Source organism: Methylobacterium sp. EM32, assembly GCF_040593685.1.
Lineage (GTDB): Bacteria > Pseudomonadota > Alphaproteobacteria > Rhizobiales > Beijerinckiaceae > Methylobacterium.
Genome location: NZ_JBEXZS010000037.1, coordinates 23,341 through 42,229 on the forward strand (window position 1 = coordinate 23,341; position 18,889 = coordinate 42,229).

The 18,889-nt window shown below is 69.3% G+C and carries 18 protein-coding genes and 1 riboswitch; of the genes, 16 read left to right on the forward strand and 2 right to left on the reverse strand.

Translation table 11 applies throughout. The features are described from left to right. Nucleotides 1-88: 88 nt before the first annotated feature. From ABZT49_RS05505 to ABZT49_RS05540, 8 genes are all read left to right on the forward strand, one after another. A complete protein-coding gene (locus tag ABZT49_RS05505; RefSeq protein ID WP_355284083.1) occupies nucleotides 89-961 on the forward strand; it encodes an ABC transporter permease in 873 nt (290 codons plus the stop codon). Beyond that, nucleotides 961-2,022: an ABC transporter ATP-binding protein gene (locus tag ABZT49_RS05510; RefSeq protein WP_355284085.1), complete on the forward strand. Its 1,062-nt coding sequence runs from the start codon at nucleotides 961-963 to the stop codon at nucleotides 2,020-2,022. The genes ABZT49_RS05505 and ABZT49_RS05510 overlap by 1 nt, the downstream gene beginning before the upstream one ends. Beyond that, nucleotides 2,019-3,044 carry an extracellular solute-binding protein gene (locus ABZT49_RS05515; RefSeq protein ID WP_355284087.1) on the forward strand — a complete coding sequence of 342 codons (1,026 nt, stop codon included), beginning with the start codon at nucleotides 2,019-2,021 and terminating at the stop codon, nucleotides 3,042-3,044. The genes ABZT49_RS05510 and ABZT49_RS05515 overlap by 4 nt, the downstream gene beginning before the upstream one ends. Nucleotides 3,045-3,304: 260 nt before the next feature. Beyond that, nucleotides 3,305-4,132 (forward strand): ABC transporter permease, encoded by an 828-nt coding sequence (locus tag ABZT49_RS05520; protein ID WP_355284090.1) that lies wholly within the window; start codon nucleotides 3,305-3,307, stop codon nucleotides 4,130-4,132. A gap of 26 nt (nucleotides 4,133-4,158) precedes the next feature. Continuing rightward, nucleotides 4,159-5,769 carry an amidohydrolase family protein gene (locus ABZT49_RS05525; RefSeq protein WP_355284092.1) on the forward strand — a complete coding sequence of 537 codons (1,611 nt, stop codon included), beginning with the start codon at nucleotides 4,159-4,161 and terminating at the stop codon, nucleotides 5,767-5,769. Then, nucleotides 5,766-6,794 carry a GTP-binding protein gene (locus ABZT49_RS05530; protein ID WP_355284095.1) on the forward strand — a complete coding sequence of 343 codons (1,029 nt, stop codon included), beginning with the start codon at nucleotides 5,766-5,768 and terminating at the stop codon, nucleotides 6,792-6,794. Before ABZT49_RS05525 ends, ABZT49_RS05530 begins: the two co-directional genes overlap by 4 nt. Before the next feature lie 444 nt (nucleotides 6,795-7,238). Beyond that, nucleotides 7,239-7,661 carry a DUF2188 domain-containing protein gene (locus tag ABZT49_RS05535; protein WP_355284098.1) on the forward strand — a complete coding sequence of 141 codons (423 nt, stop codon included), beginning with the start codon at nucleotides 7,239-7,241 and terminating at the stop codon, nucleotides 7,659-7,661. After that, nucleotides 7,658-8,344 (forward strand): hypothetical protein, encoded by a 687-nt coding sequence (locus ABZT49_RS05540; protein ID WP_355284101.1) that lies wholly within the window; start codon nucleotides 7,658-7,660, stop codon nucleotides 8,342-8,344. The genes ABZT49_RS05535 and ABZT49_RS05540 overlap by 4 nt, the downstream gene beginning before the upstream one ends. A 57-nt stretch (nucleotides 8,345-8,401) precedes the next feature. On the opposite strand, the gene ABZT49_RS05545 is transcribed toward ABZT49_RS05540, so the two are convergent. Continuing rightward, the gene (locus ABZT49_RS05545; protein ID WP_355284103.1) at nucleotides 8,402-8,812 is read right to left on the reverse strand and encodes a RidA family protein; all 411 of its coding nucleotides are present in this window, start codon (nucleotides 8,810-8,812) and stop codon (nucleotides 8,402-8,404) included. 106 nt (nucleotides 8,813-8,918) lie between these two features. Between ABZT49_RS05545 and ABZT49_RS05550 the strand changes: the two genes are divergently transcribed. The 7 genes from ABZT49_RS05550 (at nucleotide 8,919) to ABZT49_RS05580 (ending at nucleotide 15,868) form a co-directional block, all read left to right on the forward strand. Then, entirely contained in the window at nucleotides 8,919-9,506 is a 588-nt protein-coding gene (locus ABZT49_RS05550) for a TetR/AcrR family transcriptional regulator (protein WP_355284106.1), read from the forward strand. Nucleotides 9,507-9,847: 341 nt separating this feature from the next. Next, a riboswitch (TPP riboswitch) is annotated at nucleotides 9,848-9,950 on the forward strand. 46 nt (nucleotides 9,951-9,996) lie between these two features. Further along, nucleotides 9,997-11,124, forward strand: coding sequence for a hypothetical protein (locus ABZT49_RS05555; protein WP_355284109.1), 1,128 nt, complete (start codon nucleotides 9,997-9,999; stop codon nucleotides 11,122-11,124). Further along, nucleotides 11,121-12,575: an acyl-CoA reductase gene (locus ABZT49_RS05560; RefSeq protein ID WP_355284112.1), complete on the forward strand. Its 1,455-nt coding sequence runs from the start codon at nucleotides 11,121-11,123 to the stop codon at nucleotides 12,573-12,575. Before ABZT49_RS05555 ends, ABZT49_RS05560 begins: the two co-directional genes overlap by 4 nt. Beyond that, complete coding sequence (locus ABZT49_RS05565; RefSeq protein WP_355284114.1) at nucleotides 12,565-13,362, forward strand: ABC transporter ATP-binding protein; 798 nt, start codon at nucleotides 12,565-12,567, stop codon at nucleotides 13,360-13,362. Before ABZT49_RS05560 ends, ABZT49_RS05565 begins: the two co-directional genes overlap by 11 nt. Next, nucleotides 13,359-14,108 (forward strand): ABC transporter permease, encoded by a 750-nt coding sequence (locus ABZT49_RS05570; RefSeq protein ID WP_355284117.1) that lies wholly within the window; start codon nucleotides 13,359-13,361, stop codon nucleotides 14,106-14,108. Before ABZT49_RS05565 ends, ABZT49_RS05570 begins: the two co-directional genes overlap by 4 nt. Before the next feature lie 6 nt (nucleotides 14,109-14,114). Further along, complete coding sequence (locus tag ABZT49_RS05575; protein WP_355284120.1) at nucleotides 14,115-15,104, forward strand: ABC transporter substrate-binding protein; 990 nt, start codon at nucleotides 14,115-14,117, stop codon at nucleotides 15,102-15,104. Continuing rightward, the gene (locus ABZT49_RS05580; RefSeq protein WP_355284123.1) at nucleotides 15,101-15,868 is read left to right on the forward strand and encodes an SDR family oxidoreductase; all 768 of its coding nucleotides are present in this window, start codon (nucleotides 15,101-15,103) and stop codon (nucleotides 15,866-15,868) included. The genes ABZT49_RS05575 and ABZT49_RS05580 overlap by 4 nt, the downstream gene beginning before the upstream one ends. Before the next feature lie 436 nt (nucleotides 15,869-16,304). Here ABZT49_RS05580 and ABZT49_RS05585 read toward each other — a convergent pair whose 3' ends face one another. Next, entirely contained in the window at nucleotides 16,305-17,213 is a 909-nt protein-coding gene (locus ABZT49_RS05585; RefSeq protein ID WP_355284126.1) for a LysR family transcriptional regulator, read from the reverse strand. A 238-nt stretch (nucleotides 17,214-17,451) separates the two neighbouring features. On the opposite strand from ABZT49_RS05585, the gene benA reads away from it, so the two are divergent. Continuing rightward, a complete protein-coding gene (gene benA, locus ABZT49_RS05590; protein ID WP_355284129.1) occupies nucleotides 17,452-18,780 on the forward strand; it encodes a benzoate 1,2-dioxygenase large subunit in 1,329 nt (442 codons plus the stop codon). Nucleotides 18,781-18,889: the final 109 nt, after the last annotated feature.

Here is an 18,889-nt window from a genome sequence, read left to right on the forward strand (position 1 = left end):
ACCCTGCAGACCGGGCGGACCTTGCCAAACGGATGCAGACCTGTCCTACGAATAGGTCAGCTGCCGTCACCTCGAAGCCGTGAGCCGCATGCCCGCCGCCACCCTCGCCCCCGCCGGGCTCTCCCCGGCAGGACTCTCCCCTTCAGGTCCTGGCCTCCCGGCCCGGCTCGGCCGCCTCGCCGTCCTGGCGGCGGTCGTCCTGGCCTACGCGATCGTGTTCGCGCCGATCGCGATGGTGATCGTCACCTCGTTCTTCGACCAAGAGATCGTCAGCTTCCCGCCCGACGGCCTCACCTGGCGCTGGTACCTCAACGCCTGGGCGCAGCGCGACTTCGCCCGCGGCTTCCTCACCTCGCTCCAGATCGCGCTCGCCGCCACCGCGATCGGCGTGCCGCTCGGCACCGCCGCGGCGCTGGCGCTGGTGCGGGCGAAGATCCCGGGGCGCGGGTTCATCAACACCTTCCTGCTCGCCCCGCTGGCGGTGCCGGCGATCGTCGCGGGCTCGGCCCTCTACATGTTCTATCTCCGGGCCGAGGACTGGCTCGACATGGACATCAAGGCGACGCTCGGCGGCCTCGTCGCCGCCAACGTGCTGATCACCATCCCCTGGACGGTGCGCCTCGTCACCGCGAGTCTCGCCGGGCTCGACCGCGCGGCGGAGGAGGCGGCGGCCAATCTCGGCGCGACGCCGCTCACGGTCTTCCGCCGCATCACCCTGCCAATGCTGCGGCCCGGCATCGTGGCCGCCGCCCTGTTCTCCTTCGTGGCGAGCTTCGAGAACCTCGAACTCAACCTCCTCCTCGTCGGCCCGGGGCGCACCACGCTGCCGGTCGCCATGCTGAGCTACCTGGAATTCCGAATGGACCCGACCCTGGCCGCCGTCGCGACCGCGCAGATCCTGATGGTGACGATCCTGATGCTGGTCACCGACCGCTTCGTGAAGCTGTCGCGGATCGTCTGATGGGCACCCTCCAGCTCGACGGCGTCACCAAGCGCTACGGCGAGGCGACCGCGGTCGCCGGCGTCGACCTCGACATCCGCCAGGGCGAGCTCGTGGCGCTGCTCGGCCCCTCCGGCTGCGGCAAGACCACGACGCTCCGGATGGTCGCGGGCTTCATCGAGCCGACGGCCGGCCGGGTCTTGATCGGCGGGAGCGACGTGACGCGGCTGCCGCCGCACGCCCGCGACACCGGCATGGTGTTCCAGTCCTACGCGCTCTTTCCGCACATGAGCGTCGCCGACAATGTCGGCTTCGGGCTCGAGATGCGGAAGGTGGGGCGCTCTGAGCGGGACCGGCGCATCGCCGAGGCCCTGCGGCTGGTGCGCCTCGACGCCCTCGCCGACCGTCTGCCGCGCCAGCTCTCCGGCGGGCAGCAGCAGCGCGTGGCGCTCGCCCGCGCGCTGGTGGTGAGCCCGGCGGTGTTCCTCCTCGACGAGCCCCTGTCGAACCTCGACGCCAAGCTGCGCTCCGAGGTCGGGCTCGAGATCCGCGAACTGCAGACGCGGCTCGGCCTCACCACCCTGATGGTCACCCACGACCAGGACGAGGCCCTCGCCATGGCCGACCGGCTGGTGGTGATGGAGCACGGCCGCGTGCTCCAGGTCGGCAGCGCGGAGGACCTCTACGAGCGCCCGGCCGACAGTTTCGTCGCCGGCTTCGTCGGGCGCTGCAACCTGCTCGAGGGCGCGCGCGAGGGGATCGGCGTGTTCCGGCTGGCGAGCGGCAGCGCCGTGCCGTGCGCGCCCGACGCGACCGCCGCGAACGGCCTGCTGGCGATCCGGCCCGAGCGGATCACGGTCGCTCCCGATGCCGCCGGCACCGGGCGGTTGCGGGCCGTGACCTATCTCGGCGCCCGCACCGAGTACCATCTCGATCTCGCCGGCGAGGCGATCGTGGCGGTGAGCCCGACGCCGCTTCCCGACGATCCCCGCCGGCGCCTGAGCGCCGGCGACCCCGTCCGCATCACCTGGACCCCCGACGCGGCCCGCGTCATCCCCCGTACGGAGAGCCCTGCCCGATGATCACCCGTCGCTCCCTGATCGCCAGCAGCGCCGCCTTCGGCCTCGCCGGCACGCTTCCCGCCCGGGCCGAGGCCGCCCCGATCGTCGTCGGCACCTGGGGCGGCGATTACGGCGCGCTCCTGCAGCAGAACATCGACGTCCCGCTGATGAAGCCGCAGGGCATCGAGGTGTCGCAGGACATCGCCAACCAGGATCCGCGCCGCACCAAGCTGATCGCCGAGCGCACCAGCCGCCGCGCCAGCATGGACGTCGCCTGCATCAACGACATCGACAGCTACATGCTGAGCCAGCTCGGCGTGCTGGAGACCGTGCCGGCCGCCGAGGTGCCGCGGCTGTCGCAGGTGATCGACGTCTTCAAGAAGCCCCACTCGATCCCGCACATCTACTCGGCGCTGGTCGTGCTCTACAACCCGAGCAAGGTGACGACCCCGCCGACCCGCTACGCCGACATCTTCGACCCGAAATACAAGGGCCGGGTCGGCTTCTCGGACATCCTCTGGAACTTCAACATGGCCGGCGCCAATATCGGCGCCGGCGGGACGCCGACCGATTTCACCAAGGGCCAGGCGGCCCTGCGGGACCTGAAGAAGCTCTCCCCGAAGGTCTATCCCTCGAACGAGACGCTGGCTGCGGCCTTCAAGTCCGAGGAGGTGTGGATCTCGCTGATGTGGCTCGCCCGCGGCTTCATGTGGAAGCAGGCCGGCATTCCGGTCGCGATGGCGGCGCCGGAGGAGGGCGCGCTGCCGATCCTGTTCGAGGCCGGCGTGCCGAAGAACTCGCGCGCCAAGGACGGCGCCTTCAAGTACCTGAACGCCATGCTCGACCCGGGGGCGCAGGTCGCCTTCGCCCAGAAGATGGGCTACGTGCCGACCGTCAAGGACGCCAAGCTCCCGGAGGATCTGGCCAGGCAGATCAGCCTGACCGAGGCCCAGCAGGCCAAGCTTCGCCCGCTCGACTACGCCACGATGCAGGCGCAGCAGGCGGCGTTTACGGATTTCTGGAACAAGGAATTCAAGGGGTAGGGCTGTCGCACGGCTCATTCCCCGCGACAATCCTCTCACCCTCCGCGTCATTCCGGGGCTCGCCAAAGGCGAGAGCCCGGAATCCAGAACCGCAGGTGCTGACGAACAGGGCGGGACGCTATTCGCTTCTCCCTGAACCATCCGCGGTTCTGGATCCCGGGCTCCGCTTTCGCGGCCCCGGGATGACCCTGTGAGGTGGGGCAGTCGCATCGAACCTCACTGCGCCAGCAATCACAGAATTCCAGATCCGAAGGTCCGCCGTGTTCGCCCTCATCCTGCCGGCCGTTCTCGTCGTCGCCGCGCTCCTGGTCGGCCCGATGGTGCTGCTCGCGCGCATCTCGCTCAACCAGTACAGCGCGACGCAGCTGATGATCGAGGCGACGACGGCGCAGAACTATCTCGCCGCTGTGGCCGACCCGTACTATCGCGGCGTGATGGGCACGACGCTGGTGATGGCCTTCACCTGCACGGCGCTGACCCTGGCGCTCGGCTTCCCGGCGGCCTACCGGCTCGCCCGGATGGAGAGCCGGTGGAAGAGCCTCGTCACCGTACTGACCCTGATCCCGCTCCTCGTCGGCAACGTCGTGCGCGCCGCGGGCTGGCTCGGGCTCCTCGGCAATGACGGGCTCATCAACGCCACCCTGCGCGGCCTGCACATCACGGCGGCGCCGTTGCAGCTGATCTACACGCCCGGCGCGGTCGCCATCGGGACGATCGCGGTGGTGCTGCCCTACATGATCCTGACCCTGTCCTCGGTGATCGAGAGCATCCCGCGGGCGGTGGAGGAGGCGGCGGCCAATCTCGGCGCCAGCGGCTTCACGGTCTTTCGCCGGGTGGTGTGGCCGTTGGCGCTCCCCGGCACGGTGGCGGGCTGCGTCCTCGTCTTCATCCTGTGCATGAACACCTACGCGACCGCTGTGCTGCTCGGCGGCTCGCAGTTCAAGATGATGGCGCCCGCCGTCTACGACCAGTTCTCGCGGGGCATGAACTGGCCCTTCGGCGCGGCGCTGGCCTTCATCCTGCTCGCCGCGACCCTAGTGCTGACGGCGCTCGGCACCGCGCTTCTCGGCCGCCGCTACGCGCGCTAGGCCTAACAAGAACACGGGAGGACACCATGAGCGACGCCCCCATCCTCGCCGGCAACGAGCTCGCCGCCGAGCGGGCCAAGGCCGGCCAGCCGCCCCTCGTGCCCTCGACCTCCCGCGACCGCGGGATCGGGCCGCACAAGCGCCTGGTGCTGCGGGCCGCCACCGTCATCGACGGCACCGGCGCGCCGCCGATCGGCCCGACCGACATCGTGGTCGAGAACGGCCGCATCGTGCAGCTGAAGAAGGTGACGGGCAATCTCGCCAACACCGCCAACCGCCCGGCCCCCGGCGACCACGAGATCGATTGCCGCGGCAAATGGGTGACCCCCGGCTTCGTCGATTGCCACGCGCATGCGGGCGTCGCGTATCACGCCGCCAATGGCTGGGTGCCGCCGGTCGAGTACGTCTACAAGCTCTGGCTCGCCCACGGCGTGACGACGGTGCGCGAGATGGGCTCGTTCAACGGCCTCGACTGGATGCTCGACCAGAAGAAGCGCTCCGAGGCCAACGAGATCGCGGCGCCGCGGCTCTTGGCCTACAGCTACTTCCCGGCCGTCAACGACATGCTGAAGCTGATCCACACCCCGGACGAGGGACGAGCGTGGCTGCGCAAGCTCAAGGAACGCGGCGCCGACGGGGTGAAGTTCTTCGGGGCCCCGCCCGCCATCATGGAGGCGGCCCTCGACGAATGCCGCAAACTCGGCTTGAAGTCGGGCTGCCACCACGCCCAGATGGCGGTGACGCGGATGAACGCGCTCACCACCGCCGGCTGGGGCCTGACCAGCGCCGAGCACTATTACGGCCTGCCCGAGGCCCTGTTCGAGGACCGGGTGGTGCAGAACTTCCCGCTCGATTACGACTACAACGACGAGTATTTCCGCTTCTCGGTCTCCGGCCAGATGTTCCGCCAGGGCGCGGAGCCCGGATCGAGGAAATGGAACGAGACCCTGGAGCGGTTCCTGGAGCTCGGCTTCACCTTCGTGCCGACCTTCACGATCTACGACGCCAACCGCGACCTGATGCGGGCGCGCCAGGCCGACTGGCACAAGGAGTACACCTGGAAGTCGATGTGGGACTACTTCACCCCGCAGCGCGGCGGCCACGGCTCGTACTGGTATCGCTGGTCGACCCAGAACGAGATCGAGTGGAAGGAGAACTACCGGCTCTGGATGGCGTTCATCAACGAGTACAAGAACCGCGGCGGCCGGGTCTGCGCCGGTTCGGATTCGGGCTTCATCTACCAGATCTTCGGCTTCGGCTATATCCGCGAGCTGGAGCTGTTGCAGGAGGCCGGCTTCCACCCGCTGGAGGTGATGCGCGCCGCGACCTCGCAGGGCGCCGCCCTGTGTGGGCTCGAGGACGAGATCGGCACCGTCGAGGTCGGCAAGCACGCCGATCTGCTCGTCCACGACCACAACCCGCTGACCGATTTCAAGCTGCTCTACGGCACCGGGGCACTCCGCCTCGACGAGGCGACGAACGGCGCCACCTGGCACCGGGGCCTCAAGTACACGATCAAGGACGGGGTGATCTACGATACCGCCGAGCTGCTCGCAGACGTGCGCGCCCTCGTGAAGGCGACCTGGGACGAGGCGGTGCCGGCGCAATACGCGGCACCGCAGCAGGCGGCGCCGTGAGCGAGAGCCTCGATTTTGTCTTCCTCACCGGCTTCCTCGGCTCAGGCAAGACGACGCTCCTGCGGGACTATCTCGCCCTCCCGGAGGCAGCGGATACTGCCATCATCGTCAACGAGGCCGGCGAGATCGGCCTCGACGGGCTGATCCTACGCGAGAGCGGGGGTGACGTGCCGATGACGATGCTGGCGAATGGCTGCGTCTGCTGCCAGATGACGAGCGACCTTGCCCGCACGGTCGAGGCGCTGCTCGCCGCCGAGCGGCCGGAGGCCTCGGGGCCACTCCGAAGAATCGTGCTGGAGACGAGCGGTCTGTCGAAGCCCGGCCCGGTCCTGCGCCAGCTCGGAAGCCTCGCGGGTTTCCCGATGCGGGTCTCGGTGCTGGCCACCTACGACGCGCTGCGCGGGCCCGAAACCACCGCCTTCGAGGAGGCCGCGGCGCAATGGGCCGCCGCCCACCGCATCGTGCTCACCAAGCTCGACGCCGCGCCGCCCGACCGTCTTGCGCGGGCGAGAGCCGAGGTCGCGGGCCTGAACCCGCTCGCCGAGATCGTGGCCGATCCCGACCGTGCCGCCGCGGTGGCGGCCGCCTTCGCGCCCCTGCCCGGAGCCGGCCTCGATCCGGCCTTGATCCGGGCGGAGCCCGCCGGCGCCCATCCCCGCGTCGCGGTCTGGCTCGCCCGGCCGATCGTCCCCCTCCCCTACGACGACCTGGCCGCCTGGCTCGACAACCTCGCCGGCCGTCTCGGCGAGCGCTTGCTGCGCCTCAAGGGCCTGGTGCGGGTCGTCGAGTCGGACCGGCCCGTGCTGGTCGAGAGCGTCGGCACGCTGTTCTCGCGTCCCCGCCCCTTCGGCCGGCCGGCCGAGGACGCCGCGCCGTTCGTGGTGGTGATCGCCCGCGACCTGGCGGCGGGGGAACTGGAGGGCGTGGCGCCCGCCGGGCTGTTTCGCTTCGCCCCGCGGGTGCCAGGCAGGCCGTTCGCGCGCGCGGGGGCTGGGGTGCCGCGGGCGGAGGTGGTGCGGGGTTGAGGGGCTGAGCGACGAACTGGCAAAGACCGGTCGCTTGAACCAGCGCTCCTCACACGCTCCGAGTCATCCTGGGGCTCGCCGAAGGCGAGAGGCCGGGATCTAGGCACGCAGATGGTACAGGAGGAAGCGGAACGCAGCCCATTAAACGAAGAACCATCTATTCTCTATATTGTATAATCATTATGCACAACAAATACTTCTTAAATAAGACGATATGCGAATAAATACTTCTATTATAAACTGTTGAGATCAAATGAATAATTGAATGTTTGATGAAATTGACATAAATATCTGTCTTTACTACAACTATAATCAGCGGCCTGTATTGAGACAATTATCTTATAAATTGTAAGCGCCAGCGATCGACGGGCAGGTGACAGTTGGAACAGACGGTGCTAGCGTAACGTGATGAGGTGGGCTTGTCGCCCGCTGCGCGTGTCGTCGATGACCAAACCCCCTCGCAGCCGTTCAACCAGCCGCTACAAGACGGTTGGACGCACCTACGACGGCGTCGAGGTGCTGGCGCCCAAGACGCGCTCGAAGAGCTTCACGTCGGCCGAGGTCCGGCAAGCCATCGAGCGGGCGATGCAGGATATCGGCGTATCGTCCCCATCGACGGCACCGAGAAAGAAGGCGGCCAAGCCTGCCGGAACGCCGCTCGGGGAGACGGACAAGCTGCGCGTGCAGCGGCGCGAGGATGGTCGCTTCGAGGTCCGACGACCCGGCGCCAAGCGAGCGAGCGCGATCACGAACACTCAGCAGGAGGCCGTCGCCCGCGCCCGCGAGCTCGACCCCGGCAATGCGCCGATCGCCAAGCGCGTGCGTCGGTCCCCGGCCGGGAAGCGGAAGACGTGGCGCGAGACGTGAGCGGGCGGCCGGGCGCGCGGCGCCGGCCGAAGCCGAGCACCGCGCGCGACGTCTTCATCAATTGCCCGTTCGATGCCGACTACGCCGCGATCTTCAACGCCATCGTCTTCACGGTGGTCCGCTCCGGCTTTCGGGCGCGCTGCGCCCTCGAGACGGAGGACGCGGCGGTGAACCGGCTCGCGAAGATCATCAAGATCATCGGCGAGTGCCCGTTCGGCATCCACGATATCTCGCGGACCGAGCCGAGCGGCGACCCGCCGCTTCCGCGCTTCAACATGCCGCTCGAACTCGGCCTCTGGCTGGGCGCGCATCACCTCGGCCGCACGGATCAGGTCGGCAAGTGCTGCATCGTGTTCGACCGCGAGCAGTACCGCTACCAGCGGTTCATCTCCGACATCGGCGGGCAGGACATCCAGTGGCACGAGGGCCGCGTCCCGATGCTGATTTCGAAGCTCGCCAACTGGCTGCGACACCTGCCCGGAGGCACCCATGCCGGCGGCGGGCAGAGCATCCTGCGCGAATACGAGGCGTTCAGGATCATCCTGCCTCGACTGTGCCAGCAGAAGAACATGGAGCCGGACGAGCTTCAATTCGCCGACTTCAATCTCATGGCAACGGAGTACGTGGTGCGATTGAAGGAGGAGACGATCGCACCTGTGGCTATCGCTCCGCCCGCCGCATAGGCATCGTCGTTCCAGCCGTCGTCCCGCATCTGCAACGACGGCAGCCGCCGCGAGGGCTCAGGCGCTGGGAGGAATCCGCGCGATCACCTTGATCTCGAAGTCGAATCCCGCGAGCCAAGTCACGCCGACCGCCGTCCAGTTCGGGTAGGGCGCCGCTCCGATCGCTCGATCGCGCACCCGCATCACCGCGTCGAACTGCGCCGCCGGGTCGGTGTGGAAGGTCGTGACGTCGACGACGTCGTCGAAGGTGCAGCCCGCCGCGGCCAGCACCGCCGAGAGCCGCGCGAAGGCGAGCGCCACTTGCGCCTCGAAATCGGGCTCCGGCGAGCCGTCCTCGCGGCTCCCGACCTGCCCGGAGACGAACAGGAGGTCGCCGGAGCGGATCGCCGCCGAGTAGCGGTGCTTCTCGTAGAGGGACTGCCGGCCGGGCGGGAAGACGGCGTCGCGCTTGTTCTGAGCCTGGGCCATGGATCGCTTCCTCGATTCGAGATACGTGACGTATGTGAGAGAACATGGATACGCGCCGTATGTCAATTCACATACGTATCGTATGTCGAAACGGGTGGGGGTCGGGGTGGCCGGGCGACGCGCGCAGATGATGGAGGAGACGAAGGGCAAGCTGCTTCGGACGGCCAGGGCGGCCTTCGCCGAGAAGGGCTTCGCCGCCGCCTCGATGGACGAGCTGACCGGGGCGGCCGGGCTGACGCGGGGCGCGCTCTATCACCATTTCGGCGACAAGAAGGGCCTGCTCCAGGCGGTGATCGAGCAGATCGACGCCGAGATGGCAGCTCGCCTGCGCGCCATCGGCGAGCGGGCCTCCGATCCGTGGCGCGGCCTCCTCGACGAGTACCGGGCCTATATCGAGATGGCGCTGGAGCCGGAGATCCAGCGCATCCTGCTCCTCGACGGCCCGGCTTTCCTCGGCGATCCGTCGCTGTGGCCGAGCCAGAATGCCTGCCTCGCCGAGACCACGCGGCGCATCCGTGACCTTGTCGCCGCCGGGGCGATCCCCCCGGTGGACGCGGAGGCGGCCGCCCGCCTCCTCAACGGCGCCTCGCTGCACGCGGCGTTGTGGGTCGCGGCGTCGCGGGAGCCTGAGGCGACCTTGGCCAAGGCGCTCGAGGCGTTCGGGCGGCTGGCGGAGGGGTTGGCGCGGGCTTGAGCGCTCGTCGCCGGGTCCGTGGCAGTACCCTCCGCCTCATCTCACGGACAGACGAACACCCACGACCCTTTCCCGGACGACTGGAACGAAGTGGAAGGAGATCCGAGATCCAGCGCGAAACGTCGCGAAGCGTCTGCTTGCCTGCAACGGTGCAAGATTCAGAGCCGCTTCGCGGCGAGTCTTACAGCTGGATCCCGGATCTCCTTCCGCTGTCGCTCCAGTCGTCCGGGAAAGGGTGTGGGTTACGATGAAGCGTCGATGCGCCGAGACGTGCGGCCATCCGTGTTGGCTATCGAGCCCAACTTGACACCCGCCCCCGCACCCCCCACTCTCCCCGGCTCCCAGGGGGGCCTCGCGAGGAGGCTGAGATTCCGCCGGTCCGGCTCCGTCCGGGCGCCGCGGTGACCCTATGAACCTGATCCGGGTCATGCCGGCGTAGGGATGCGGGATCGGCGAGGGCTCCAAGGCCGTCACAGCCGTCTTTTCGCGCATGATCTCCGCCGGACTGGCCGTCGCCCGGGATGGGCGCGAGGTGGCCGTGATGTCGCAAGCGGAGATTGTCGGGGCGCTCCTCGACTTCATCGGACGCCCAGGCGCGACCGAGGCCGAGTTCGAGGCTCTGGCCCTGCGGGTCTTCGCCTACCAGTTCGCCCATAACGCGCCCTACCGGCGCTTCGCGCAACAGCGCGGGCGCACGCCGCTGACGGTGCGGCGCTGGCGCGACATCCCGGCGGTGCCGATCAAGGCATTCAAGGACCTGACCCTGAGCTGCTGCCCGCCCGACGAAGCGGAGCGGGTGTTCATGACGAGCGGCACGACCGGCAGCGGGCGCGGCCGCAGCTACCATCCGACGCTCCAAGTCTACGACGCCTCGATGCTCGCGGGCTTCGCCGCCCGGATCATGCGCGGGCGGGAGAAGATCCGGATGGGGATCCTGTTCCCGGACGAGGCGGCTTTGCCGAATTCCTCCCTCGCCCACTACCTGGCGCTGGCGAAGGACACCTTCGGCACGGAAGGCAGCGCGGTCTTCGTCGGTCCCGGCGGGCTCGACCTCGACGCGCTGCTGGCAATGCTGGCGCAGGCCGAATCCACGGGCGAGCCGGTCGCGCTCCTCGGCGCTACCTACGCCTTCGTGCCGGTGATGGACGCGCTCGACGAGCAGGGCCGCCGCTTCGCCCTGCCGGCGGGCAGCTTTCTCTTCGACACCGGCGGCTTCAAGGGCCAGTCGCGCGAGATCGAGCCGGACGCGTTCTACGACGGGCTCTCGCAGGCCTTCGGGGTCCCGCGGAGCGAGTGCCTCAACATGTACGGCATGACCGAGCTGAGCACCCAGTTCTACGACGACGGCAACGCGGTCTGTCCGCCGGTGAAGTCCGGCCCGCACTGGATCCGCAGCCGCGTCGTCGATCCGCTGACCGGCCAGGACCTGCCCGAGGGCGAGACCGGCGTGCTGGTCCACCACGACCTCGCCCATTTCAACTCGGTCTCGGCGATCCTGACCGAGGATGCCGGGGTGATCGCGCCGGGCGGCTTCCGGCTGCTCGGCCGGGTCGAGGGCTCCGCCTCGCGCGGCTGCTCGGTCGCGGTGGCCGAGTTCCTGGCCGCCGCGCAGGGATGAGCATTCTGGAGCAGGCCGGGCATCTGCCGGGCATCCCCGCCGAGAGGATCGGCCGGCGCATCGTCGAGCACCGCGCCTGGGGCGAGACCGTCGCGGTGGCCCTGCCGGACTTGAGTGAGGATCAGGCGAAGGCCCTGTGCGGGCATGTCCGCGCCCGCGCCCGCGACACCCTGCGGCGCATGGAGACGGCCCGGATCATCGCGGCGATCGACCGGGCGAGCGCCTGCCTCCTCGACCGCGCTCACCCGTTGCGCCGCAAGGCGGAGGCGCTGCTGCCTGTCGTCACCGGCTACGACCGCGAGACAGTGCGGCTCGGCCTGTCGAGCTATTTGAAGACTTTCCGGCGGCCGCAGCTCCTACGCTTCCTCGCCGAAGATTTTTCCAATCCGGGCGTGCTCGACGGGTTTCAGCCGGCGGTGAAGGGCGGGTTCGTGCGGGCGCGCGGGCCCGACCTGATGCTCCATGTCTGGGCCGGCAACGTCCCGGCCCTGCCGCTGTGGAGCCTCGTCTCGGGGCTCCTGGTCAAGGCCGGCAGCATCGGCAAGCTCGCCTCGGCCGAGCCGCTGACCGCGGGCTGGTTCGCGCATCTGATCGCGGAAGCGGATTCCGAGCTCGGCGAGTGCCTGGCGGTCACCTGGTGGAAGGGCGGGGCCGGCGGGACCGAAGCGGCGTTTCTCGGACAGGCCGATTGCGTCATGGCCTATGGCGGCAACGAGACCCTGACGGCCTTGCGCGCCAAGGTGCCGGTCACCACCCGGTTCCTGCCGCACGGCCACCGCATCGGCTTCGCGATGGTCGCCCGCGAGGCGCTCGACAGTCGCCGCGCCGGGCCGCTGGCACACCTCGCGGCCCAGGACATCGTCCGCTACGAACAGCAGGGCTGCTACGCGCCGCAGATGCTGTTCGTCGAGCGCGGTGCTCCGGTCGCGCCGGACGAGTTCGCCCGCCACCTCGCCCACGAGCTCGCCGCGCTCGCGAGCCGCCACCCGCGCCGACGCCTCGATCCGGGCGAGGCGGCGTCGATCGCGGCATGGCGCAGCACCCACGAGATGCGGGCCCTCGACGGGGGCGTGACGCTGCTGGGCGATTCCTCCGATCCGTGGAGCGTCGTCCTGCTCGATGCCGCCACGGGCTTGAACCCGTCCGGGCTCAACCGCAGCGTGGCCGTCGTGGCGGTGGAGGATCTCGCGGAGGTGCCGGCCCTGGTGGCGCCGCACCGCGCGTATCTCCAGAGCGCCGGGATCGCCGCCGCCCCGGCGCGGCTGTTCGCCCTCGCGGAGGATCTGGCGGCGGTCGGCGTCACCCGGATCACCGCCATCGGCCGCATGACCGCGCCGGAGGCCGGCTGGCACCATGACGGCCGCTTCAGCCTGCTCGACCTCGTCTCGATGACGGAGATCGAGGCCGGCGCCGAGGCGGCGGCGGAAGGCTTCGCGCCCTATGCCGACTGAGCCGTCTCTCGCCCTTGCCCTCGACGGCGTGCGCTACCGCTTCCCCGGCGATCCCATCGAGACCGTCGCAGGCGTCGACTGGGCGATCCCCCGCGGGGCGATCCACTGCCTGCTCGGGCGGAGCGGCTGCGGCAAGACCACCCTGCTCAAACTCGCCGCCGGGCTGCTGGCGCCGGATGCCGGCACGGTGCGGATCGACGGTCGGGCGGTGACCGGCCCTGCCCCGGGCGTCGGCTTCGTGTTCCAGGCCCCGACCCTGCTCGCCTGGCTCTCGGCCCTCGACAACGTGCTGCTGCCGGTCTCGCTCGCGCGCCGGCCCCGCGCCTCCGACCGCGAGGCTGCCCGCGACCTCCTGGCGGCCATGGGCCTCGGCGACCTCACGGAGCGCCGCCCCGCCGCCCTGTCGGGCGGGCAGCAGAGCCGGGTCGCGATGGCCCGGGCGCTGGTGACGCAGCCGGACCTGCTCCTCCTCGACGAGCCCTTCGCCGCCCTCGACGCGCTGACCCGCGAGGAGCTGCAGGACGATCTCCTGCGCCTCTGCGCCTCCCGCGGCACCGCGGCGCTCTTCGTCACCCACGACATCGCCGAGGCGGCGTATCTCGGCGACCGGGTCGGCGTGATGGCGGCCGGGCGCCTGGTGCACGAGGGCGCGGTGCCGCTGCCGCGGCCCCGGCCGCCGGGGATCCGCTACGAGCCCGCCTTCGGGGCGGTGTGCCGCGCGCTCCGCGCGATCATGGACGGCGCGCCCTCGAATAGCCCTGCCCCGGCGATCGGGCGGGCGGCGTGAGGACGCGGCTCGCCTCCGCGCTGCTGCTGGCGGCGTTGCTCGTCGCCTGGGAGGCGTGGTGCCGCTCCGGCGCGGTCTCGCCCCTCGTCCTGCCGGCACCCTCCGCGGTCGCCGAAACATTGTGGGGCGAGGTGGCGTCGGGCCGGCTCTGGCCGCACCTGCGCGTCACCGTGACGGAGATGGCGCTCGGCCTCCTCGCGGGAACGGTCCTCGGCCTCGGCGCTGGAATCCTGCTCGGCGAGTGGCCGGCGCTCCACCGGGTGCTGCGCCCCTACGTGCTGGCGAGCCAGCTGGTGCCGAAGCTGGCGCTCGGCCCGCTGCTCATCCTGTGGTTCGGCTTCGGCCTGACGCCGACCGTGGTCATCACCGCGCTGATCTGCTTCTTCCCGCTCTTCGAGAATACCCTCACGGGCCTGGCCCAGGTCGAGCCCGGCCAGCGCGAACTTTTTCGGATGCTCGGGGCGAGTCGTGCCCAGACCCTCCTGCGCCTCAAGCTGCCCACCGCCCTGCCGGTAATCCTCGCGGGCTTTCGCGTCGCCATCGTGCTCGCTTTGGTCGGGGCGGTGGTGGGCGAGTTCGTCGGCGGGCGCCAGGGCCTCGGCGCCTCGATCATCGCCGCCCAGAGCACGATGGATTCGAGCCTGATCGTCGCCCTCTTCGTGGTGATCACCGCCCTCGGGATGGCCGTCTACGAGGCTGCCCGGGGGCTCGAGTTCCTGATCCTGCGCCGCTACGCCAGAGGTTGACCCACCATGCGCGCGTTACGCTTCCTGATTCTCCTGGCCGTCACCTGGCTCGGCTCCCCGGCCCTGGCGCAAAACCTCGAAAAATTCACCGTCGGCGGCTGGAGCCAGCCGATCAGCGAGATCACCAACCTGCTCGCCGAGCCCGATCACGGGCTGTTCAAGGCCCGCGGCATCGCCCTCGACTACGTGCCGGGCAATGGCGGCGGCTCGGCGATCCAGGCGCTGCTCTCGGGGCAGGCCGACATCGCCTTCACCGATCCGGCCTCGTTCTACCTCGCCCTCGACAAGGGGGCGGACCTGGTGGCGATCTACAACATCTATCCGCAGAACGTGTTCAACGTCGTCGCGCCGAAGTCCCGCGGCATCCGCTCGGTGGCGGACCTCAAGGGCAAGCGCGTCGGCGTCTACAGTCTGGCGAGCGGCACGCGCCAGCACCTGCTGCTCTTGCTCGCCGGAGCCGGGTTGAAGGAGAGCGACGTCACGGTCGAGGTCACGGGGCTGCTCAACTTCGCCCCCCTGATCCAGGGCCAGGTCGACGCGACGGCGGCCACCGATACGGGCCTCCTCGTCGGCCGCGCCAAGGGACTCGGCGAGGTCGACGTCATCGCGGTGCGGGACCACCTGAATCTCCCGAGCGACATCTTCGTGGTGACGCGGAAGGACTACGAGGCAAGGAAGCCGCTCCTGGCGCGCTTCCTTGCCGCCTACCGCGACTCGGCAGCCTGGATGATCGCCAAGCCCGACGAGGCGGCGCGGCTCGCCGTCACCCGGGCGATCAACGGGCGCGACGAGGCGATCAACCGCGAGGTGATCTCCTTGCGCAACGCGTCGAGCGTGTCGCCGACCACCGACCGCGAGGGCCTCGGCCATTTCGACCTCCCGGTGCTGCAACAGGGCGCCGATCAGTTCCGCAGCCTCGGCCTCGTCACGCGCCAACTCGACATGGGCCAGGTGGTGAAGGGCGACCTGATCCCGGCGAAGGAGGCCACGCCGTGAGATTCCGCGACCGCGCGATCCTGGTCACGGGCGCCAGCCGCGGCATCGGCGCGGCGATCGCCACGGCGTTGGCCGCCGAGGGCGGCCTCGTCATCGTCAATTACCGCGAGAACCATGCCGCCGCCGAGGCGGTGGCGGAAAGATGCCGGGCGCTCGGCGGGCAGGCGCTCGCGGTCGCGGCCGACGTGACCGATGCGGCTGCGGTGGCGGGGCTCGCGGCGCGGATCGCCGAGGAGGTCGGCCGCCTCGACGCGATCATCAACAACGCCTTCGCGCCCTACCGCTTCGACCCCGACCATCGCGTGCGTTTTCGCGATGTGCCGTGGGACTCCTACCAGCGCCAGTTCGACGGCGCGGTGCGGGCGGCCTACACGGTGATCCAGGCCCTGCTCCCGCTGATGACCCGGCGCAGCGGGTCCGCCATCGTCAACCTGGCGAGCGACCTCGTGGCGCGACCGACCATCCCCTATCACGACTACACCACCGCCAAGGCGGCGCTCGTGGGCTTCAGCCGCAACCTCGCGGCGGAACTCGGACCGATCGGCGTGCGGGTCAATTGCGTCGCGCCGGGGCTGGTCACTCCCACGGAGGCGAGCCGGGACACGCCGGAGGCGGTGCGCGAGGCGCTGATCGCCCAGACGCCGCTGCGCCGCCTCGCGACGCCGGAGGACGTGGCCGGGCCGGTGCTCTTTCTAGCGGGCGAGGAGAGCCGGTTCGTGACCGGGCAGGTGCTGTACGTGGATGGTGGGTTGGTGATGGGGTGAAGCAGCGAACCCGCGGACAGGAGACCCGCTGACGTTTCAAACGCTCAGGGTCATCCCGGGGCTCGCCGCAGGCGAGAACCCGGGATCCATAACCGCTGACGGCTCAGGACATCGCGGAAGACCTGTCGCCTTGTTCGGCACCGTCAGCGGTTATGGATCCCGGGCTCCGCTGCGCGGCCCCGGGATGACACGGAGGGTGGATGGACGTCAACGGGATAGACTATTCCGTGATGGTGCCTGCTCTGTCCCATTCATAACCGCCTGTTCCGTCTCCCACCCACGACCTCATCCTGAGGTGCCGAAGCGAAGCGTAGGCCTCGGAGGAGGGCTCCAGTCCTCGCAGCGATCTCTGGAGCCCTCCTTCGAGGCTCACTCCGTTCGCACCTCAGGATGAGGTCGAGGATGGGATCGAACAAGCAATCCCGAGATTTGATTCTCACACCCCGAACGCCAACCCCTCCCGCTCGTAATCCTCCCTCACGCATTGCAGGATCAGCCCGATCTCCGGCGAGGGATCGTTCCGGCGATAGCTCATGATCACCGGGATCAGCGCCCGCTCCTCGTCGAGGGGCCGGTAGGCGACGCCGTCGCGGCGCAGGCGCTCGATCGAGGCCGGCACCACGCACAAACCCGCCTCCGCCGCGACGAGGCCGAGCGCGGTCTGGAGTTCGCGCACCTCGTGGATCACCGGCGGGCGCACGCCGTGCTCGCGAAACAGCGCCAGGATGCGGTCGGCGTTGTTGGGCCGGGCGCTCTTCGGGTAGAGGATCAGCGCCGTATCGGCGAGGTCGTGCAACTTCAGCGGACCCGCCGGGCGGGCGGCGTCCCAGGCCATCGGCACCGCGACGATCAGTTTTTCGTTGCGCAACAAGACCCTGGTGATCGCCGGGTCCTCGATCTCGACCCGGCCGAAGCCGACATCGATCCGCCCCTCCTTCAGCGCCGCGATCTGCTCCAGGGTGAGCAGTTCCAGAAGCGTCATGTCGACGTCCGGGCGCTTCATCCGGTAGCCGCGCAGGATCTCCGGCAGGCGGCCGTAGAGCGTCGAGGCGACGAAGCCGATGCGAAAACTGTTGCGCTCGGCGATGCGCAGGCGCCGGCCGGTCTCGCGCAGGTCGTCGACCCGCTCCAGGATCTGGAGCGCCTGCTCGTAGATCACCCGGCCCGGCTCGGTCAGCCGCACCGGCCGCGAGCCGCGCTCGATCAGCGCCAGACCGAACTCCTCCTCGAATTGCTGCACCTGCTTGCTCAGCGCCGGCTGGGCGACGTGCATCGCCTCCGCCGCGCGGGTGAAGCTCTGCTCGCGCGCGACGGCCACGAAGTAACGCAGGTGGCGCAGCTCCAATCATTCCTCCCAGGAATGGTTTTGTTCCCAATCGGTCTTGGACCTCGGTATGCCCCTTCCTTAGAACTGAAAAAAGAGGAAACGCTCAGGGCGCGAGCGAGGCTCGGGACGAGACAGTCCACCCGAGACCACGCCACCCTGCGCAAGACGAGAAACGGATCCGAGCCGGCCCGCACAGCGCGTGGACCGGCAACGCCCTCTCTCGTCTCGTCACAGCCGAAGCGGCAGGGAGAATATCATGCTGGACGATCTGCATCAGGTGATCGAGGGCGCGGTCGAGGAGAACGCTGAGACCGGCACCTATCGCTGCCGGCGGGACATCTTCACCGATCCCGATCTCTTCGAATTGGAGATGCAGCACATCTTCGAGGGCAACTGGATCTACATGGCCCACGAGAGCCAGATCCCGAACCCGAACGACTACTTCACCACCTTCATGGGCCGCCAGCCGGTGGTGATCACCCGCAACCGGAAGGGCGAGTTGCAGGCCTTCGTCAACGCCTGCAGCCACCGCGGCGCGATGGTGTGCCGGCACAAGCGCGGCAACAAGGCGACCTTCACCTGCCCGTTCCACGGCTGGACATTCAGCAACGGCGGCAAGCTGCTGAAGGTGAAGGATCCGGAGGGCGCCGGCTATCCGGAGAGCTTCAACCGCGACGGCTCGCACGACATGACCAAGGTGGCGCGGTTCGAGAATTACCGCGGTTTCCTGTTCGGCAGCCTCAACCCCGACGTGAAACCGCTCTCCGAGCATCTCGGCGAGGCCAAGCGCATCATCGACATGATCGTCGACCAGTCGCCGGACGGGCTCGAGGTCCTGCGCGGCTCCTCGACCTACGTCTACGACGGCAACTGGAAGCTCCAGACTGAGAACGGCGCCGACGGCTACCACGTCTCGGCGACGCACTGGAACTACGCCGCCACCACCAGCCGGCGCAAGGAATCGCACGTCGTCGACAAGACCCGCGCCATGGATGCGGGCGGCTGGGCGAAGCAGGGCGGCGGGTTCTACTCGTTCGAGCACGGCCACCTGCTGCTGTGGACCACCTGGTCGAACCCGGAGGACCGGCCGAACTGGGACCGGCGGGCCGAGCTGGCGGACCAGCACGGGCAGGCGATGGCAGACTGGATGATCAACCGCTCGCGCAACCTCTGCCTCTACCCGAACGTCTACCTGATGGACCAGTTCTCGTCGCAGATCCGCACCTATCGGCCGATCGCCGTCGATAAGACCGAGGTGACGATCTACTGCATCGCCCCGAAGGGCGAGGCGCCGGAGGCCCGGACCCGGCGGATCCGCCAGTACGAGGACTTCTTCAACGCCAGCGGCATGGCGACTCCGGACGACCTCGAAGAGTTCCGCGCCTGCCAGATCGGCTATCGCGGCCGGGCGGCGCAGTGGAACGACCTCTGCCGCGGGGCCGATCACTGGATCGAGGGGGCGGACGAGGGCGCGAAGGCGATCGGGCTGAAGCCGTTGCTCAGCGGGGTGAAGACCGAGGACGAGGGCCTGTTCGCGATCCAGCACCGCTACTGGATGGACACGATGCGGCGGCATTTGCCGTGACGCGACGCCCTCTCCCCTCCCCCTTGTGGGGAGGGGTCATGGGGATCGAAGATCCCACGTGGGGGTGGTGCAGAAGGCACCGCTGAGACTTCTCCGGCACCACCCCCAC